Origin of the sequence: Streptomyces sp. ISL-98, from assembly GCF_018614055.1 — a bacterium.
Classification (GTDB): domain Bacteria; phylum Actinomycetota; class Actinomycetes; order Streptomycetales; family Streptomycetaceae; genus Streptomyces; species Streptomyces spiramyceticus.
In genome coordinates, this window is sequence record NZ_JAGGPB010000004.1 from 117,487 (window position 1) to 134,251 (window position 16,765).

16 protein-coding genes are annotated in these 16,765 nt (G+C 70.6%); 7 read left to right on the top strand and 9 right to left on the bottom strand.

Features of this window, described 5'->3' with window-relative positions; genetic code table 11:
* The first annotated feature begins 212 nt into the window (after positions 1-212).
* The gene (locus tag J7I98_RS03775; RefSeq protein ID WP_214917211.1) at positions 213-1,247 is read left to right on the top strand and encodes a helix-turn-helix domain-containing protein; all 1,035 of its coding nucleotides are present in this window, start codon (positions 213-215) and stop codon (positions 1,245-1,247) included.
* Here the strand turns inward: J7I98_RS03775 and J7I98_RS03780 are convergent.
* From J7I98_RS03780 to J7I98_RS03790, 3 genes are all read right to left on the bottom strand, one after another.
* The gene (locus J7I98_RS03780) at positions 1,219-2,598 is read right to left on the bottom strand and encodes a deoxyguanosinetriphosphate triphosphohydrolase (protein WP_214917215.1); all 1,380 of its coding nucleotides are present in this window, start codon (positions 2,596-2,598) and stop codon (positions 1,219-1,221) included. The two genes, J7I98_RS03775 and J7I98_RS03780, sit on opposite strands and share 29 nt — an antisense overlap.
* 36 nt (positions 2,599-2,634) lie before the next feature.
* Complete coding sequence (locus J7I98_RS03785) at positions 2,635-3,534, bottom strand: sirohydrochlorin chelatase (protein ID WP_214917219.1); 900 nt, start codon at positions 3,532-3,534, stop codon at positions 2,635-2,637.
* Between the two features lie 247 nt (positions 3,535-3,781).
* The gene (locus tag J7I98_RS03790; RefSeq protein WP_214917222.1) at positions 3,782-4,423 is read right to left on the bottom strand and encodes a GNAT family N-acetyltransferase; all 642 of its coding nucleotides are present in this window, start codon (positions 4,421-4,423) and stop codon (positions 3,782-3,784) included.
* 143 nt (positions 4,424-4,566) lie between these two features.
* Here J7I98_RS03790 and J7I98_RS03795 point away from each other — a divergent pair, with 143 nt between their 5' ends.
* The 3 genes from J7I98_RS03795 to J7I98_RS03805 all read left to right on the top strand — a co-directional run bounded on the left by J7I98_RS03795 (position 4,567) and on the right by J7I98_RS03805 (position 8,189).
* Positions 4,567-5,184 (top strand): vancomycin high temperature exclusion protein, encoded by a 618-nt coding sequence (locus tag J7I98_RS03795; protein ID WP_251020089.1) that lies wholly within the window; start codon positions 4,567-4,569, stop codon positions 5,182-5,184.
* Positions 5,185-5,196: 12 nt separating this feature from the next.
* A complete protein-coding gene (locus tag J7I98_RS03800) occupies positions 5,197-5,988 on the top strand; it encodes a glucose 1-dehydrogenase (protein WP_214917278.1) in 792 nt (263 codons plus the stop codon).
* Between the two features lie 80 nt (positions 5,989-6,068).
* Positions 6,069-8,189, top strand: coding sequence for a molybdopterin oxidoreductase family protein (locus tag J7I98_RS03805; RefSeq protein ID WP_214917281.1), 2,121 nt, complete (start codon positions 6,069-6,071; stop codon positions 8,187-8,189).
* On the opposite strand, the gene cutA is transcribed toward J7I98_RS03805, so the two are convergent.
* From cutA to J7I98_RS03825, 4 genes are all read right to left on the bottom strand, one after another.
* A complete protein-coding gene (gene cutA, locus J7I98_RS03810) occupies positions 8,190-8,519 on the bottom strand; it encodes a divalent-cation tolerance protein CutA (RefSeq protein ID WP_308377664.1) in 330 nt (109 codons plus the stop codon).
* Between the two features lie 159 nt (positions 8,520-8,678).
* The gene (locus J7I98_RS03815) at positions 8,679-10,526 is read right to left on the bottom strand and encodes an ABC transporter ATP-binding protein (RefSeq protein ID WP_214917296.1); all 1,848 of its coding nucleotides are present in this window, start codon (positions 10,524-10,526) and stop codon (positions 8,679-8,681) included.
* On the bottom strand, positions 10,523-12,259 hold the full coding sequence (locus J7I98_RS03820; RefSeq protein ID WP_214917299.1) for an ABC transporter ATP-binding protein: 1,737 nt from the start codon (positions 12,257-12,259) through the stop codon (positions 10,523-10,525). Before J7I98_RS03820 ends, J7I98_RS03815 begins: the two co-directional genes overlap by 4 nt.
* An 11-nt stretch (positions 12,260-12,270) precedes the next feature.
* On the bottom strand, positions 12,271-12,966 hold the full coding sequence (locus tag J7I98_RS03825; RefSeq protein ID WP_214917303.1) for an NADPH-dependent FMN reductase: 696 nt from the start codon (positions 12,964-12,966) through the stop codon (positions 12,271-12,273).
* Positions 12,967-13,034: 68 nt separating this feature from the next.
* Here J7I98_RS03825 and J7I98_RS03830 point away from each other — a divergent pair, with 68 nt between their 5' ends.
* From J7I98_RS03830 to J7I98_RS03840, 3 genes are all read left to right on the top strand, one after another.
* Positions 13,035-13,832: an aminotransferase class IV gene (locus tag J7I98_RS03830; RefSeq protein WP_214917317.1), complete on the top strand. Its 798-nt coding sequence runs from the start codon at positions 13,035-13,037 to the stop codon at positions 13,830-13,832.
* Between the two features lie 244 nt (positions 13,833-14,076).
* Complete coding sequence (locus J7I98_RS03835; RefSeq protein WP_214917320.1) at positions 14,077-14,628, top strand: hypothetical protein; 552 nt, start codon at positions 14,077-14,079, stop codon at positions 14,626-14,628.
* An 18-nt stretch (positions 14,629-14,646) separates the two neighbouring features.
* The gene (locus J7I98_RS03840; RefSeq protein ID WP_214917323.1) at positions 14,647-15,276 is read left to right on the top strand and encodes a class F sortase; all 630 of its coding nucleotides are present in this window, start codon (positions 14,647-14,649) and stop codon (positions 15,274-15,276) included.
* Between the two features lie 12 nt (positions 15,277-15,288).
* Here J7I98_RS03840 and J7I98_RS03845 read toward each other — a convergent pair whose 3' ends face one another.
* The gene (locus J7I98_RS03845) at positions 15,289-16,071 is read right to left on the bottom strand and encodes a TSUP family transporter (RefSeq protein WP_214917338.1); all 783 of its coding nucleotides are present in this window, start codon (positions 16,069-16,071) and stop codon (positions 15,289-15,291) included.
* A 21-nt stretch (positions 16,072-16,092) separates the two neighbouring features.
* Positions 16,093-16,743 (bottom strand): response regulator transcription factor, encoded by a 651-nt coding sequence (locus J7I98_RS03850; protein WP_214919088.1) that lies wholly within the window; start codon positions 16,741-16,743, stop codon positions 16,093-16,095.
* Positions 16,744-16,765: the final 22 nt, after the last annotated feature.

Consider the following 16,765-nt stretch of genomic DNA (forward strand, 5'->3'; position numbering starts at 1 on the left):
GGCGGGCGGTGGCCGCGGACGTCTCCCCCGTTGACTGCCCGCAGCCACCACGCGACAAGGGTCACGCCGATATGGACGACGTGCGGGGCTTTCGTGCACAACGCAAAGGGAACGTACAGTTCCGGCGACTGGTGACTACGCTCGTACGGACCGGAGTTGCGCGAGAGGACAGGGCGACAGCGCGCGGGAAGAGGACGGGGCGTGGGGAGCGCATGTTACGCATCCACTTCGGCACCGAGGATCTGAACCGGCTGCGGGTGGCCGCACGGCCCGACCCGCTGTGGGAGATCGTGAACAGCCTTCACCTGCTGCAGAACCGGCAGGGTGCGCTGGTCTTCGACCCCTGGCGGCGTGAGGTGCGCGCGGCGATCGCCCGCGCGGGTCTCACCCGGACGGTGGCTTCGCTGCACCGGCTGTGCCCGTGCGCGGCGTACCTCCCGGACTTTCTGACTCCGGGCCGGGGCATTCCGGATCTGGAGACCGGCCTGGACCAGGTGCTGTCCACGCCTGCGGCCAGGATGAGCGCGGAACTCGGGCGGCTCTTCGGACACGGTCCTGTGCCCCCGGTCGCCCGGCGGCTGGCGGAGGGCGACGTGGAGGCGCTGGAGCGGCTGGGCGATGCGCTGCGGCGTTACTACGCGGTGGCGGTGGAGCCGTACCTGGATGTGATCAGGTCGGCGGTGGACGCCGACCGTCCCGTGCGGGCGGAGGCGGCTCTGTCGCAGGGGCCCGAGGGGCTGCTGGCCACCTATCAGGATTTCGCCTGGCGTGACGACGGGGTGCTGGAGAGCGGCTATCCGGTGGACAAGGAACTGGAGCTGCGCGGGCGTTCGCTGACGATGATCCCTTCGTTCTTCTGTATTCGGTACCCCGTCGCGCTGGCCGACGAGGAGCTGCCGCCGGTGCTGGTCCATCCGGTGACGCCGGACCCGGGGTGGCTGGCCCTCGCCCGGGCGCACGGGGCGGGCTCCGGCCGTCCTGGCGGTCCTGGTGCGAGGGGGGCCGAGCTGCCCGTGGCCCAGCTCATCGGCCACACCAGGGCGGAGGTCCTGGAGGTGCTGGGGCGGCCGATGACCACGACACAGCTCGGCGGTGTGCTGCGGCTGACGCTGTCGACGGCGAGTCGGCACGCGACCGTACTGCGGGAGGCCGGTCTCGTCACGTCGGAGCGCCGCGGCAGCCGCGTCGTGCACCGGCGGACCGGCCTCGGGGACGCGCTCATGAACGGCGGGGTCCGCGCGTCGTGAGCCGCGCGTGCAGGGAACGGGCCGCGGCGTCCGTGAACGATCCAATCTGGTCGACGATCACGCGCTTACGGGCCCGGTCGTCCGGCGCCGCGTCGAACAGGGCGCGGAACTGGGGGTCCAGTCCGTCGGGGGCGCGGGCCGTGAGTGCTTCGGCCAGCTCGGCGATGACGATGCGCTGGTCGGCGCGGAGCCGCTCCTGTTCGTCGCGCTGCATGACGTAACGGTCGGCCACGGCCTTGAGGACGGCGCACTCGTTGCGCGTCTCGCGCGGTACGACCAGCTCGGCGCCGTACCGGGTGAGTCTGCCCGTCCCGTACGCCTGGCGGGTGGCGCCCTCCGCCGACAGGCAGAAGCGGCCGATGAGCTGGCTGGTCGCGTCCTTCAGACGGGCCTGGGCGACGGCCGACCCGTCGTATCCGTGCGGCCACCATTCCTGGTCGAGGAGGCGGTCCAGAGCGGCCGCCAGCTCTTCGGGATCGGTGTCGTCCGGGACGTACCTGCCGACCGCCACGGCGAAGATCTCGTGGCGCTCGGGGTCGGCCTGCAGCAAATTCGGGTCGAGGTGGCCGGCGTGCAGGCCGTCCTCGAAGTCGTGCACGGAGTACGCCACGTCGTCGGACCAGTCCATGACCTGGGCCTCGAAGCACTGGCGGTGGGCCGGGGCGCCCTGGCGGACCCAGTCGAAGACGGGCAGGTCGTCCTCGTAGACCCCGAACTTCACCGAGCCGGGGTCGGTGGGGTGGGCGCCGCGCGGCCACGGGTACTTGGTGGCGGCGTCGAGGGAGGCGCGGGTGAGGTTGAGGCCGACGCTGACCATGTCGCCGCCCGCCGTGCCGGCGGCTGATGTCCCAGCGGGGGAACGTACGAAACGCTTGGGTTCCAGGCGGGTCAGGAGTCTGAGCGACTGGGCGTTGCCCTCGAAGCCGCCGCAGTCCTTCGCGAAGTCGTTGAGTGCCTGTTCGCCGTTGTGCCCGAAGGGCGGGTGGCCCATGTCGTGGGAGAGGCAGGCCGTCTCGACGAGATCCGGGTCGCAGCCGAGTGCCGCGCCGAGCTCGCGGCCGACCTGGGCGCATTCGAGGGAGTGCGTGAGGCGGGTGCGGGGGCTGGCGTCCCAGACCTGGCTGCTGGAGCCGGGGGTGACCACCTGGGTCTTGCCCGCGAGGCGGCGGAGCGAGGCGGAGTGCAGTACGCGGGCGCGGTCGCGCTGGAAGGCTGTCCTGCCGGGCCGTTTGTCGGGCTCGGCGGCCCAGCGCTCGGTGGCGGCCGTGTCGTACAGGGGGTCGGCCTCGTCGTGCGGGGTTCCGGGGTGCGGGCTTCCGTCGTGTGGGGAGTCGTATGCAGTGCCTTCCATGCACCGACAGTAGACGGAGCCAGTGACAGTCGGGGCTCAGGCGGTGGCCAACTCGCGCCGGATCGCCCGGGAGCGGGCGGCGAGGGCCTGGTCGTAGCGGAGCAGGAGGAGCCGGGCCATGGCGGGGTGGGCGCCGAGCGGGGCGGCCGCGATCCCCGGTGCGGCGGCGCTGCTCTGGGCGGCGAAGCGGCCCGGAGCAGCGAAGTACGAGGCGACGGCGACCCGGTGGCGGCCGCGTGCGGCGAGGGCGCGCAGGGCCTCGGGGACGGTGGGTGCGACGGCGGACGCGTAGGCGGGCACGACGGGGACGCCGCCGAGGCGTTCGCTGAGCATCGCGGCGGTGCGGCGAGTGTCGGCGGCGGACTCAGGGTCGCGGGAGCCCGCCGCTGCGAGGACGACTCCGCTTCCGCGGTTCGCGGCGTCGGACGCGCGCCAGCCTGCCTCGGTGAGGCGGTCGTACAGCGCCTCGACGAGGAGCGGGTGCGGGCCGAGGGGGGCGGCGATTCGCGTACGCAGGTGCGGGGCGGTGGCGGCGGCCTGCGGCAGGTCGTACTTGACGTGGTAGCCGCGGCCGAGGAGCAGCGGTACGAGTACGGCCCCGCCGCCGTCGGGCAGACCGGAGAGGGTGTCGGGCAGCAGCGGCTCGTTCAGCTCGATGTGCCCGAGCCGTACGTCGAGCCCCGGCCGCAGCTCGCGGACGCGCTCCAGGAGCGCGGTGACGGTACGCAGTGCCCCGGGGTCGCGGCTGCCGTGGGCAACGGCGACGAGGGCGGGCCGGGGCGGCGGGGGCGGAGGCGGTTTCGGGGTCATCGGCCGGCGGGTTCCGTTCAGGGAGACGAGCTTGAGCTGGGTGCCGAGCTGGGCGGTGATGCGGGTGAGCAGTTGCGCCGTGCTGTCGAGAGGAAGTGGCTCGCGGTGTGCTGCGGACTCCTTCATGAGCCGATACTGGCGGGCGCAGGTTGCAGCGTCGTTGCGCGAGGGTGACGGGTCTTTTCCGTGGCCTCACGGCGGGGGTGGGGGCGGTGTCAGGGGCGGGGGCGCGGTGGCGCGGTTCGCGTTCGTTGCCTGGACGGCCCTGGGGGGCTGCTCTCCCGCCCCTTCCCGAACTGGGGCCGCCCCCAGGCCCCGGATGGGCTGAAACTTCCAGCCGTGGGGGGTCCTGGGAAGGAGGGCGGGGTGGGAATTAAATCCCGAACAGCTCCCGGCACTCCTCCAGCCCCGTCACCTCCACCCGTACCGTCCGCTTCGCCTCCCAGTCCGCCCGGGTCAGCCTCAGCCGGCGTACCGTCCTGGCCTCCCCCCGTACCGAGTGCACCTCCAGGCCGTCCGGGCGGTAGCCGAGCTTCTCGGACACGCGCAGGGAGCTCGGGTTGTCCGTCATCGCGGCGGACGTGACATGCCGTGCGCCGAGGTCCTCGAAGGCCAGGTGCAGCGCCGCCGCCCGCATCTCCGTGCCGATGCCGTGCCCCTGGTGGCCCCGGCCGAGCCACGAGCCGGTCTCGCCCTCCCTCGTCACCGCGAAGTCGTCCGTCATGAAGTCCTGCCGGCCGACCGTCTTGCCCTCGTGCCGTACGGCGAGGCTGAGGGTCCACTTCTCCGGGCGCCACGTCGCGATGGTGCCCAGCAGGTGCTGGAAAGTCGCCCGGGCTCGGTCCTGCGGCGTCCCGTCCGTCCACGGCACGGTGAACGGCATGGACGCCTCGTCGTGCACTCCGTCGGCCGCGACGGCGGACAGCTCGGCGAGCAGTTCGTCGTCCGGAAGTCTCAGCTCAAGACGGGGTGTCGTGATCCGTAATCCGTACAGGGGCCAGAATTGTGTATCCATGGCGGGATCATTTCAGTCGGGGGGCAGGGAAAGACATGCAATTTCCGGTGCGCAAACCACAGTGGTTGAAAGGTGGTTGGGCGAAACGGCCGAACCTCATACCCCGGTCCCGGCGTGCCCAGCGGCGTACCGTCCAGGCCGTCATGCTCGCCTCTGTCCTCGCGCTGGCGCCCGCGACATGGATGCACGCCGTCGCGGACAGCAGGGTCAGGACGACCGCCGACGCCCCCGCGCAGGACGTCGCCGTCGTCTTCGGGGCGGGGCTGTGGCGGGGCGGTCCTTCGCCGTATCTGGCGCACCGGCTGGACGCCGCCGCCGAGCTCTACCGGACGGGCAAGGTGAAGGTCGTGCTGGTCACCGGCGACAACAGCCGCGAGGAGTACGACGAACCCGATGCGATGCGCACGTATCTCACGAAACAGGGTGTGCCGGACGAGCGCATCGTCAGCGACTTCGCGGGCTTCGACACCTGGGATTCATGCGTACGCGCCAAGAAGATCTTCGGCGTAGAGCGGGCGGTGCTAGTGAGCCAGGGATTCCACATCCGGCGGGCGATCGCGCTGTGCCGGGCGGCGGGCATCAAGTCGTACGGCGTCGGGGTCGACGCCGTACGGGACGCGACCTGGTACTACGGCGGCGTACGGGAAATCCTCGCGGCGGGCAAGGCTGCGCTCGACGCCACGATCAAGCCCGATCCTGTCTTTCTGGGGCGCCAAGAGCCGGGTGTGACCGACGCATTGGCAGGGGCATCGGGCCGCTGAGAGACTGACCGCATGTCTTCTTCTGCTGCTGCCGCCGCTTTAGTCGATCTGAGCAACAAGGTCGTTCTCATCACCGGCGGGGCCCGCGGCCTCGGCGCCGCCGCCGCGCAGGCGGTCGTCGACGGCGGCGGAAAGGTCGTCGTCTCCGACGTGCTGGAGGAGGAGGGCGCCGCGACCGCGGAGAAGCTGGGGGACGCGGCCCGTTTCGTGCGTCACGACGTGACCAGCGAGAGCGACTGGCAGGCGGCGCTGGACTTCGCGGTCGCCGAGTTCGGAAAGATCGACGGGCTCGTCAACAACGCCGGGATATCCAGCGGACAGTTTCTTGAGCACGAATCCGTCGAGCATTTCCGGCAGGTCGTCGAGATCAATCTGGTCGGAGTTTTCATCGGCATCAAGACCGCGATTCCGTTGATGCGGGCCGGCGGGGGCGGGTCGATCGTCAACATCTCGTCGGCGGCCGGGCTCACCGGTCTCGCGCTGACCGCCGGTTACGGCGCGTCGAAATGGGGTGTGCGCGGCCTGTCGAAGGTGGGCGCGGTCGAGCTGGCCGAGGCCGGGATCCGCGTCAATTCGGTGCACCCGGGGATGACGTACACGCCGATGACCGCCCCGGTCGGCATCCAGGTCGGCGAGGGGAAGTTTCCCGGCACCCCCATGGGGCGGGTCGGCGTACCGGAGGAGATCGCGGCCGCCGTCATGTTCCTTTTGTCCGACGCCGCGGCCTATATGACGGGGTCCGAGCTGGCGGTGGACGGCGGCTGGACGGCCGGGATGACCGTCCGGTACCTCACGGGCCAGTAGGGGCGGGGCTGAGCGGGGCGTACCGGGGGTGTAACCCGCAGCACCCGCCGCCGTAACACCGCCGCCGCACGCTGGGCGGTATGCCCCGCACTCCCGCCGCACCGACCGCGCCCCCCATCGCGACCGACTCCCCCACCGCGACGCCGACCCACTGCCCGTACTGCGCGCTGCAGTGCGGCATGAGCCTGCGCGCCGCAGAGACCGGCGTGGAAGTCGTCGAGCGTACGGACTTTCCCGTGAACCGGGGCGCGCTGTGCGGCAAGGGCCGTACGGCGCCCGCTGTGCTCTCCTCCCGGGTGCGCCTGACCGAGCCGCTGGTCCGACGCCCCGCCACAGGCAGGCTCGAACCGGCCACCTGGGAGGAGGCCCTGGTGAAGATCGCGGAGGGGCTGGGTCGTACACGAGAGGTGTACGGGCCCGATGCGGTCGGCGTCTTCGGCGGCGGCGGGCTCACCAACGAGAAGGCATACGCGCTCGGGAAATTCGCCCGGGTCGTCCTTTCCACGTCGCAGATCGACTACAACGGGCGTTTTTGCATGTCGTCCGCCGCGGCCGCCCACCAGAAGGCCTTCGGCCTCGACCGTGGCCTGCCCTTCCCGCTGGAGGACATCCCGCGCACCGGCTGCGTGATCCTCGTCGGCTCGAACCTCGCCGAGACGATGCCGCCGGCGCTCAGGTACCTCACGGAACTGAAGGAGAACGGCGGCACGCTCATCGTCATCGATCCGCGCCGTACGCGGACGGCCGAGCAGGCGGACCTGCATCTCGCGCCGCGCCCCGGCACGGACCTGGCGCTTGCACTGGGGCTGCTGCACATCGTCGTGTCCGAAGGCCGTACGGACGATGCCTTCATCCAGGACCGTACGGGCGGGTGGGAGGAGGCCCGGTCGGCGGCGATGGCGCACTGGCCGGAAATGGTCGAGCGCATCACCGGCGTCCCGGTCCCTCAGCTGCGCGATGCGGTACGGATGTTCTGCGACGCAGAGGCGGGCATGGTGCTCACCGCGCGCGGCCCGGAGCAGCAGTCCAAGGGCACGGACACGGTGGGCGCCTGGATCAACCTCTGCCTCGCCACGGGCCGCGCCGGCCGCCCGCTGTCCGGTTACGGATGCCTCACCGGACAGGGCAACGGACAGGGCGGCCGCGAGCACGGCCAGAAGGCCGACCAGCTGCCCGGCTACCGCAAGCTCACCGACCCGGCCGCGCGCGAGCACGTCGCCGGGGTATGGGGCGTAGACCCGGACAGCCTCCCGGGACCGGGCCGCAGCGCGTACGAACTCCTCGACGCCTTGGGCGGCGACATCAAATCCCTCCTCCTTATGGGCTCGAACCCGGTCGTCTCGGCGCCCCGTGCCGCCCACATCGAAGAGCGCCTGCGCTCGCTGGACTTCCTCGCTGTGGCGGACGTGGTCCTCTCCGAGACGGCGGCGATCGCGGACGTGGTCCTGCCGGTCACCCAGTGGGCGGAGGAAACGGGCACGACGACGAACCTGGAGGGACGGGTGCTGCTGCGGCGCAAGGCACTGGACCCGCCGCCCGGCGTACGTACCGACCTGGAGGTACTGCACTCCCTGGCCGCGCTCCTCGGGCACGAGAAGGGCTTCCCTTCCGACCCCGAGGAGGTCTTCGGAGAACTGCGCCGCGCCTCGGCGGGCGGCCCGGCGGACTACTCGGGCATCTCGTACCGCCGGATCGCGGACGAGGACGGCGTTTTCTGGCCGTGCCCGGACGACAGCCACTCCGGTACGCCCCGCCTCTTCCTCGACCGTTTCGCGACCCCGGACGGGCGAGCCCGCTTCGTCCCCGTAACCCACCGCCCTGCGGCCGAGGAGACGGACGCGGAGTACCCGGTGATCCTCACGACGGGCCGGGTCGTGTCCCAGTACCAGTCCGGCGCCCAGACCCGTCGCGTGGACGAACTCAACGCGGCCGCCCCTGGCCCCTTTGTCGAGCTCCACCCCCGGCTGGCGGAGCGCCTGGGCGCGGCCGAGGGGGACCGGCTGGCGGTGGTGTCCCGTCGCGGCCGGGCGGTCGCTCCGGCCAGGATCACGGAGGCGATCCGCTCGGACACCGTCTTCATGCCGTTCCACTGGCCGGGCGAGGGCCGCGCCAACACCCTGACGAATCCGGCGCTGGACCCGACGTCGCGGATGCCGGAGTTCAAGGTGTGCGCGGTACGGATCGAGCGGGTGCAGGACTGATCACCGTACGGCCGTCTCCTCCGCGACCCAGTCCAGATACTCGGCACTGCCGCGCACCACGGCCGTGGCGATGATTTCCGGGGTGTCGTAATCGTGCGCGCCCTTGATGTAGGCCTCCAGCTCCTCGTACCGCGCGCCCACGGTCTTGAACGACACCTGCCACTCCTCGGCAGTTTCCGTCTCCCCCTGCCACCGGTATACGGACGCGATGGGCCCGCCCACTTGGGCACACGCAGCAACCCGCGCATCCACGGCCCCACGCGCGAGCGCCAGCGCTTTGTCCCGGCTGTCGGTGGTGGTCTGTACGGTCAGCCACTCGGCCACTGTCACGGTCGGTCTCCTTAATAAATGGGCTCTGTGAATGGGCTCTGCATGAACGGGCTTCTGCCGGGCCGATCTGGCGACGAAGGCGCCCGCCGGTGAAGTCATCCTCCGGGATGAACGGCAGGAGCCCGGCGTCCTGCCCCCGCCCCTCGTCCGTACAGCCGCTCAGGCCACCGCGGCGAACTGCGCCGCGTGGAGGCGGGCGTACGCGCCGCCTGTGGCCAGCAGTTCGTCGTGCGTGCCCTGTTCGACGATCGAGCCGTCCTCCATGACCAGGATCACGTCGGCATCGCGGATCGTGGACAGGCGGTGGGCTATGACGAAGGACGTGCGGCCCTGCCGGAGGGAGTTCATGGCGCGCTGGATGAGGACCTCGGTGCGGGTGTCGACCGAGCTGGTCGCCTCGTCCAGGACCAGGATCGACGGTTCGGTGAGGAACGCCCGGGCGATCGTCAGGAGTTGCTTCTCGCCCGCGCTCAGGTTGGCGCCCTCCTCGTCGATCACCGTGTCGTACCCGTCGGGCAGGGTGCGGATGAAGCGGTCGGCGTACGTCGCCATCGCGGCCTCGACGACGCGTTCGCGCGGGACGTCGCCCGTGACTCCGTACGCGATGTTGTCGGCGATCGTGCCGCCGAACAGCCAGGTGTCCTGGAGGACCATGCCGATGCCGGAGCGCAGGTCCTCGCGGGTCATGGCGGCGATGTCGGTGCCGTCGAGGGTGATCCGGCCGCCTGTCACCTCGTAGAAGCGCATGAGGAGGTTGACGAGGGTGGTCTTGCCTGCCCCTGTCGGGCCGACTATGGCCACCGTCTGGCCCGGCTCGACCTTCAGGGTCAGGTCCTCGATCAAGGGCTTGGCCGGCTCGTAGCGGAAGGCGACATTCTCGAAAGAGACCTTGCCGGTGATGCGGGCGGGGCGCTGCGGTGAGGCGGGCGCGGCGGACTCCTCTTCGGCGTCGAGGAGGTCGAAGACGCGCTCGGCCGATGCGACGCCCGACTGGAGGAGGTTCGCCATCGCCGCGACCTGCGTGATCGGACCGTTGAACTCGTACGAGTACTGGATGAATGCCTGGATGTCGCCGATGGTGAGGGATCCCGAAGCGACTCGCAGGCCGCCGATCACCGCGATCAGGACGTAGTTGAGGTTGCCGATGAAGGACATCGCCGGCTGGATGACGCCCGAGATGAACTGGGCCTTGAAGCTGGATGCGTACAGCGCCTCGTTGTGCTCGTCGAAGGTGCGGATCGCTTCCTTCCGGCGGCCGAAGACCTTCACCAGCGCATGGCCCGTGTACATCTCCTCGATGTGACCGTTGAGCTTGCCGGTGATCGCCCATTGCTTGACGAACTGCGGCTGCGCGCGCTTGCCGATGACCATGGCACCGAGCACCGACACCGGCACGGTGGCCAGCACCACCAGGGCGAGCAGCGGGGAGATCCAGAACATCATCGCCATGACGCCCACGATGGTCAGCAGCGCCCGCACCATCTGGCTGAAGGCCTGCTGCATGGTCTGGGTGATGTTGTCGATGTCGTTGGTGGTGCGGGAGAGGACCTCGCCGCGCGGCTGCTTGTCGAAGTACGAGAGCGGCAGCCGCGCCAGCTTCGTCTCGGCCTCCTCGCGCAGCCGGTAGCCGACGCGCTGGACGACGACCATCGCCAGCCGCATCTGCACCCAGGTGAAGGCGGCGGACCCCGCGGTCACTCCGAGGACGAGGGCGAGGACTCCCCCTACCGCGCGGAAGTCGATGCCGCCGCTGTCCGGTTCTGTGGCGCCGTCGACCACCAGGTCCGTCGCGTGGCCGAGGATCTTGGGGCCGAGTACGGCCAGGGCGACGGCCGCGGTGCCTGCGGCGAGGAGGGCGAGGAGCAGGGGGCGTTCGGGGGCCATCATCCGGATCAGGCGCAGGCCGGAGCGGCGGAAGTCCAGGGAACGTTCGAGGGGCGGGGCGGTGGGCACGCCGGGGCCGCCGCGCTGCGGGGCCGGGCCCCTGCGCTCGGGGACGGTACTCATGCGGCTTCCTCCTCGGAGATCTGGGAGAGGACGATCTCCCGGTAGGTGTGGTTGTCCCGCATGAGCTCTTCGTGGGTTCCGGTGCCGACGACGCGGCCTTCGTCGAGTACGACGATCCGGTCGGCGCCGCGGATGGTGGAGACCCGCTGGGCGACGATCACGACCGTCGCGTCCGCCGTCTCCCTGGCGAGTGCGGCCCGCAGCGCCGCGTCGGTGGCGTAGTCGAGGGCCGAGAAGGAGTCGTCGAAGAGGTAGATCCCCGGCTTGACGACCAGCACACGGGCGATGGCGAGGCGCTGGCGCTGGCCGCCCGAGAGGTTGCTGCCGCCCTGCGCGACCGGCGCGTCCAGGCCCTCGGGCAGTGCCTCGACGAAGCCCTTGACCTGTGCGGTCTCCAGGGCCTGCCACAGCTCTTCGTCGGTGGCGTCCGGGTTTCCGTACCGCAGATTGGATGCGATCGTCCCGGAGAAGAGGTACGGCTTCTGCGGTACGAGGCCGACCGTGCGGGACAGTACCTCGGGGTCGAGTTCCCTCACGTCGACACCGCCCACCCGCACCTCGCCGCCCGTCGCGTCGAACAGCCGGGGTACGAGGCCCAGCAGGGTCGTCTTGCCGCTGCCGGTGGAGCCGATGACCGCTGTCGTACGGCCGGGACGCGCCGTGAGATCGACGCCGCGCAGGACGGGCTCCTCGGCTCCCGGGTAGCTGAAGTCGGCGCCGCGGATCTCCAGTTGGCCCCGGCCGCCGTGCAGTGCGGTGACGGGCTTTGCGGGCGGGACGACGCTCGGCTCGGTCGTGAGTACTTCCTGGATGCGCTCGGCGCTCACGGCTGCGCGCGGCACCTGCATCAGCAGGAACGTCGTCATCATCACGGCCATCAGGATCTGCATCAGGTAGCTGAGGAACGCGATGAGCGATCCGATCCGGAGCTCACCTGAGTCGATCCGGTGTCCGCCGAACCAGATGATGGCGACGGTCGCCAGCTCCCAGACCAGGATGACGGCCGGCATCGTCAGCGCCATCAGGCGGCCGGCCCGCAGGGCGACACCCATCAGGTCGGCGTTGGCGTCGGCGAAACGCCGCTGTTCGTGCTCGTCCTTGACGAAGGCGCGGATGACGCGGATGCCGGTGATCTGCTCCCGCATCATCCGGTTGACCCGGTCGATGCGCTTCTGCATGCCGCGGAACAGCGGCGGCATCCGGCGGATGATCAGGCCGACGACCCCGGCGAGCAGCGGTACGAAGACCAGCAGCAGGGCGGCGAGCGGGACGTCCTGGTTGACGGCCATGACGATGCCGCCGAGGCACATCAGCGGTGCGGCGACCAGCATGGTCAGGCCGAGCACCGTCAGCATCTGGATCTGCTGTACGTCGTTGGTGGTGCGGGTGATGAGGGAGGAGGCGCCGAAGCGGCCCACTTCCCGTACGGAGAAGTCCTGCACCCGGGAGAAGACGGCGGCGCGCAGATCACGCCCTAAGCCCATCGCTACACGGGCTCCGAAGAAGACGGCGGTCGCGGCGGCGAGGATCTGGAGGAGGGTGACGGCGAGCATGACGCCGCCCGTGGACAGGACGTAACCGGTGTCGCCGGTGAGGACACCGTTGTTGATGATGTCGGCGTTGAGGTTGGGCAGGTAGAGGGTGGCGAGGATCTGGGCGAGCTGGAGCACGACGACCAGGGCGATGGTCCTGGCGTAGGGGCGCAGCCGGCCGCGCAGCAGTCGGATCAGCATGACGTCGGCCCTCAGCCGGCGTACGGGCGGACGGACTTGGCGTCGCGCAGGGCGTGCGCCCACCAGGTGAGCTGGTTCAGCAGGGCTTTGGCGGCGGTGTTGGGGGCCGACGGGTCCCTGTGGCTGCCGTCCTCGTCGAAGTGGGCCCATGCGCCATGGAAGCTGACGGTTTCGCGGATGGTCGTGGCGTGCATCTCGGCGAAGACCTGGCGCAGCTGCTCGACGGCGCGCAGACCGCCGGACATTCCGCCGTAGGAGACGAAGCCGACGGGCTTGGCGTGCCACTCGGGGCCGTGCCAGTCGATGAGGTTTTTGAGGGCGGCGGGGAAGGAGTGGTTGTACTCGGGGGTGAGGACGACGAAGGCGTCGGCGGCGGCGAGGCGCGGCGAGACCTTTGCGAGAACGGCCTTGACGTCGTCGGAGGGGCTGAAGGAGAGGGCGGTCGGCAGGTCGATGCCGGCCAGGTCGACCACATCGAGGTCGAGCTCGTCGTGCTCAGTTGCCCGGGAGACGAACCAGTCGGTGATGACGGGCGCGAAGCGGCCCTCGCGATTGCTGGCGACGATGACGGCGACTCGCAGGGGAGCGGCGTTGAGCTGGGCGGATGCAGCGGATTCAATCGTGGATTCAGTGGCGGATTCGGTGATGGATTCAGTGGTGGATTCGGTAATGGATGCAGTGGTGGATGCGTTCGTGGTGAGGTCCATGCGGCAAGACTCGTACCTCAACCAAGATTGAGGTCAAGCTGTCCCGGTGAACTGTTTACGGTGGTCGCATGACTACTGCTCACGTGCCCTACATCGAGATCGACGGCCGCAGAGCCACCACCGCCGACGACCTCATGATCCCCACGCTGTACGGCGGTTACGGCCACTTCACCGCGATGCAGGTCAGGGACGGCCGGGTGCGCGGCCTGCGCCTGCACCTCGCGCGGCTCTCCGAAGGCACCCAGGAGGTCTTCGGGGCCGACCTGGACGAGGAGCTGGTACGTGAGCGGGTGCGGCACGCGCTCGAAGGGGCCGGGGTGCGGGACGCCGCGCTGCGGGTGTACGTGCTGTGGGCCCCCGACGCCGCTGCCGCCACCCTGATGGTCACCGTCCGCCCGCCCGCCACGATGCCGCAGGCTCCGCAGGCCCTGATGTCCGTCCCGTACGTACGCCCTGTGGCGCACGTCAAGCACCTGGGCGGCTTCGCCCAGACGCACTACGGCAAGCTCGCGCAGCGCGAGGGCTTCGACGAGGCGCTGCTGACCGGCCCCGGCGGGGAGGTCGTGGAGGGTGCGATCACCAACATCGCCTTCTACGACGGCACTTCAGTCGTCTGGCCCGACGCGCCGGCGCTGTACGGCATCACGATGGCCCTGCTCGAACCCCGTCTGCCGGCGGCGGGGCTGGCCTCGGTGCGGCGGCGGGTGACGCTGGACGGGCTCTCGGCGTACCGCGCGGCGTTCGTCACGAACTCGCAGGGGGTCGCTCCGGTGCGGCGTATCGACGACACGGAGTTCGCGGTGGACGAGCAGCTGATGAAGACGGTCATGTCGGTGTACGAGACGACTCCCTGGGAGGTCATCTGAGGCCGGTGATCGTCCGCGGTCGTCCGTGGCGGTCCGTGGTCGGCTTGGTCACCCGTTCGGGGCGGAGCCGGCCGTGTTTTGCGGAGCTTCTCGCGGGCTCTGCCTGACCTGCGCGGATGCCGCGCCTCCGGGGCGTCGCACCGGGACAGGCCGGTGAATCTGACTGGCCGTCAGCAGGCGCCGGGGGCGTACCGCCACTTACCTCGGAGGCAGTGCCGCACCGACGCTTTCCCGGAGGATCACCATGCCCCCTGCACTTCTGTTGGCGGGTACCGCGCTGGCGGCCGCCGCCATCGGTCTCGGCGCAGGACCGGCGTACGCCGCTGATGTCGGCGCGGGCGCGCTCGAGGTGTTTCCGGCGTCCGCGGAACCCGGCACCACCATCACGGTGAACACCACCGCGTGCGGTGCCGACAGCGGCGGCACGGGTGACGCGAACGCGGTCGGGGCCGGGAACTTCATCCTGCAGCCCGCCACCCACCAAGAGGTCGTGACGGGGGAGTTCAAGCTCCCGGAGGGCGTCCAGCCCGGTACCCACGCCATCGCGGTGGCCTGCGACAACGGCGCCACCGCCCAGGGCACCCTCACCGTGACGGAGGGATCCCATCACCCCGACCCCGTGCCTCCCACGCACCACGCCCCCACCCGCCCCGCAGGCCACGTGAAGACCGGGGTAGGCGGGTCCGCGGGGCCCGACACCACCCAGATCGCGGCGGGTGCGGCCGTACTGGCCGCTGCCGCCGTTGGCGGTACGTGGCTCCTGCGTCGCCGGGCGAGCGACACGCGGGACAGCTGACGCCCGAGGGGAGCCAGCATGACGGACCGGCGCACCAAAGGCGGGCTCGTCGCCATCGCCGTATGCACCGGGCTCTGGCTGATCCAGAACGGCGCCGAGGGGCGGAACCCGCCGCAGCCGTCCGTCGCCGAGGCATTCACCGCCGGTTCCGGGCACACGGGCGGCAGCGGCGTCCCTCCCACCGACGCGCTGCGACCTTCCGAGCCCGTACGGATCCGGATACCCGCCGTCAGGGTCGACGCGCCCGTCATGCGCCTCGGCCTCGCCCGCGACGGCAGTCTCGACGTACCACCGGCCGGGAACCGCAATGTCGCGGGCTGGTACAGGGACGGCACCCCGCCCGGGACCAGAGGAACGGCGATCATCGCCGGGCACGTCGACAACGCGCAGGGCCCGGCCGTCTTCTACAACCTCGGGGCGCTGAGGAAGGGCGACACCATCGAGGTGGACCGCCAGGACGGGCGTACCGGCGTCTTCACCATCGACGCCATCGAGGTGTACGACTACGAGGACTTCCCGGAGCAGCGGGTGTACGGAGCCAACGGAAACGCCGAGCTACGGGTCATCACCTGCGGCGGCGCCTTCTCCCCGAAAACCGGCTACCGGGCCAATGTGGTGGCGTACGCGCATCTGACAGGGGCGCGCTAGGACCACGCTGCCCTAGGACCACTGGTCGAAGGCGAGTTTCGCGACCAGTGAGAAGACCACAAACAGCAGCACACCGCGTACGAACTCACTGCCCTTTTTGAGCGCCATCCGCGCCCCGGCCATCGCGCCCGCCAGGTTGAACACCGCCATCAGCGCGGCCAGCTGCCACAGGACCGTCCCCTGGTAGGCGAACATCGCGAGGGCGCCTGCGTTGGTGCAGACGTTGACGATCTTGGCGTTGGCGGACGCGGTGACGAGGTCGAGGTGGAGCACCGCGGTCAGCGCCAGCACCAGGAACGTTCCGGTGCCGGGGCCGAAAAGGCCGTCGTAGAAGCCGATGCCGCCACCGACGAGGACGATCGCGCTGACGGTACGGGCCCGGGTGACCGGGGCCCTCTCCTCACCGGCGGCCCTGCCGAAGGCCGGCCGCAGCAGCACGAACGCGGCGACCCCTAGCAGCACCACCATGATCACTGGGCGCAGTACGTCGCTGCTGATCCCGGCGGCGAAGAACGCGCCCGTCATGGAGCCCACGAGCGCCATGAGGCCGACCCGTACCGCCGTCTTCACCTCCACCGGCGCCTTGCGGACGTACGTCACCGCCGCTCCGGAGGTACCGACGATGGCCACCGCCTTGTTGGTGCCCAGGATGTGCGCGGCGGGCACGTTCGGAAGGCCGAGCAGCAGCGCGGGCAGAAGCAGCAGCCCGCCGCCGCCCACCACCGCGTCGATCCAGCCCGCCGCGGCAGCGGCCAGGCACAGGACAACGAGCATGGTCAGCGATATCTCAGGCATGATCGCGACCCTACGTGAAGGTCACGCGCCCGCATCCAGGTAGCGGAGCACGGCCAGGACCCGGCGGTGGCCGCCGTCCGACTGGGGCAGGTCCAGCTTGGCGAAGATGTTCGCGATGTGCTTCTCGATCGCACGCTCCGAGACGACGAACGACGACGCGATGGCCTGGTTCGTACGGCCCTGGGCCATCAGCGCCAGCACCTCCCGCTCACGCGGCGTCAGCGCGTCCAGCGCCGACGCACGACGGCTCGCGCCGAAGAGCTGGGCCACCACTTCCGGGTCCAGTGCCGTGCCGCCCGCCGCGACCCGCTCCAGTGCGTCCACGAACTCGCCGATGTCCACGACGCGTTCCTTGAGGAGGTAGCCGACGCCCGCGCCGCTCTCCCCCAGCAGCTGCGCCGCGTACTTCGTCTCCACGTACTGGGAGAAGATCAGCACGCCGAGACCGGGCGAGGAGCGGCGCAGCTCCACCGCCGCGCGCAGGCCTTCGTCGGTCTGGGTGGGCGGCAGCCGGATGTCGATCACGGCGGCGTCGGGGCCGTGCTCGGCGACTGCGGCGAGCAGTGCGCCGGCGTCGCCGACTGCCGCCGCGACCTCCACGCCACGCAGGGTGAGGAGCTGGACGAGCCCGTCGCGCAGCAGCGCGGAGTCCTCGGCGATGACAACACGCAGCGGCGGCACAGCCTCAACACCC

Bases quoted from the DNA above. Each gene is read 5' to 3' on its own strand.
- J7I98_RS03775 (WP_214917211.1), top strand. From the start codon at position 213: ATGTTACGCATCCACTTCGGCACCGAGGATCTGAACCGGCTGCGGGTG.
- J7I98_RS03780 (WP_214917215.1), bottom strand. From the start codon at position 2,598: ATGGAAGGCACTGCATACGACTCCCCACACGACGGAAGCCCGCACCCC.
- J7I98_RS03785 (WP_214917219.1), bottom strand. From the start codon at position 3,534: ATGAAGGAGTCCGCAGCACACCGCGAGCCACTTCCTCTCGACAGCACG.
- J7I98_RS03790 (WP_214917222.1), bottom strand. From the start codon at position 4,423: ATGGATACACAATTCTGGCCCCTGTACGGATTACGGATCACGACACCC.
- J7I98_RS03795 (WP_251020089.1), top strand. From the start codon at position 4,567: ATGCTCGCCTCTGTCCTCGCGCTGGCGCCCGCGACATGGATGCACGCC.
- J7I98_RS03800 (WP_214917278.1), top strand. From the start codon at position 5,197: ATGTCTTCTTCTGCTGCTGCCGCCGCTTTAGTCGATCTGAGCAACAAG.
- J7I98_RS03805 (WP_214917281.1), top strand. From the start codon at position 6,069: ATGCCCCGCACTCCCGCCGCACCGACCGCGCCCCCCATCGCGACCGAC.
- J7I98_RS03815 (WP_214917296.1), bottom strand. From the start codon at position 10,526: ATGAGTACCGTCCCCGAGCGCAGGGGCCCGGCCCCGCAGCGCGGCGGC.
- J7I98_RS03820 (WP_214917299.1), bottom strand. From the start codon at position 12,259: ATGCTGATCCGACTGCTGCGCGGCCGGCTGCGCCCCTACGCCAGGACC.
- J7I98_RS03825 (WP_214917303.1), bottom strand. From the start codon at position 12,966: ATGGACCTCACCACGAACGCATCCACCACTGCATCCATTACCGAATCC.
- J7I98_RS03830 (WP_214917317.1), top strand. From the start codon at position 13,035: ATGACTACTGCTCACGTGCCCTACATCGAGATCGACGGCCGCAGAGCC.
- J7I98_RS03835 (WP_214917320.1), top strand. From the start codon at position 14,077: ATGCCCCCTGCACTTCTGTTGGCGGGTACCGCGCTGGCGGCCGCCGCC.
- J7I98_RS03840 (WP_214917323.1), top strand. From the start codon at position 14,647: ATGACGGACCGGCGCACCAAAGGCGGGCTCGTCGCCATCGCCGTATGC.
- J7I98_RS03845 (WP_214917338.1), bottom strand. From the start codon at position 16,071: ATGCCTGAGATATCGCTGACCATGCTCGTTGTCCTGTGCCTGGCCGCT.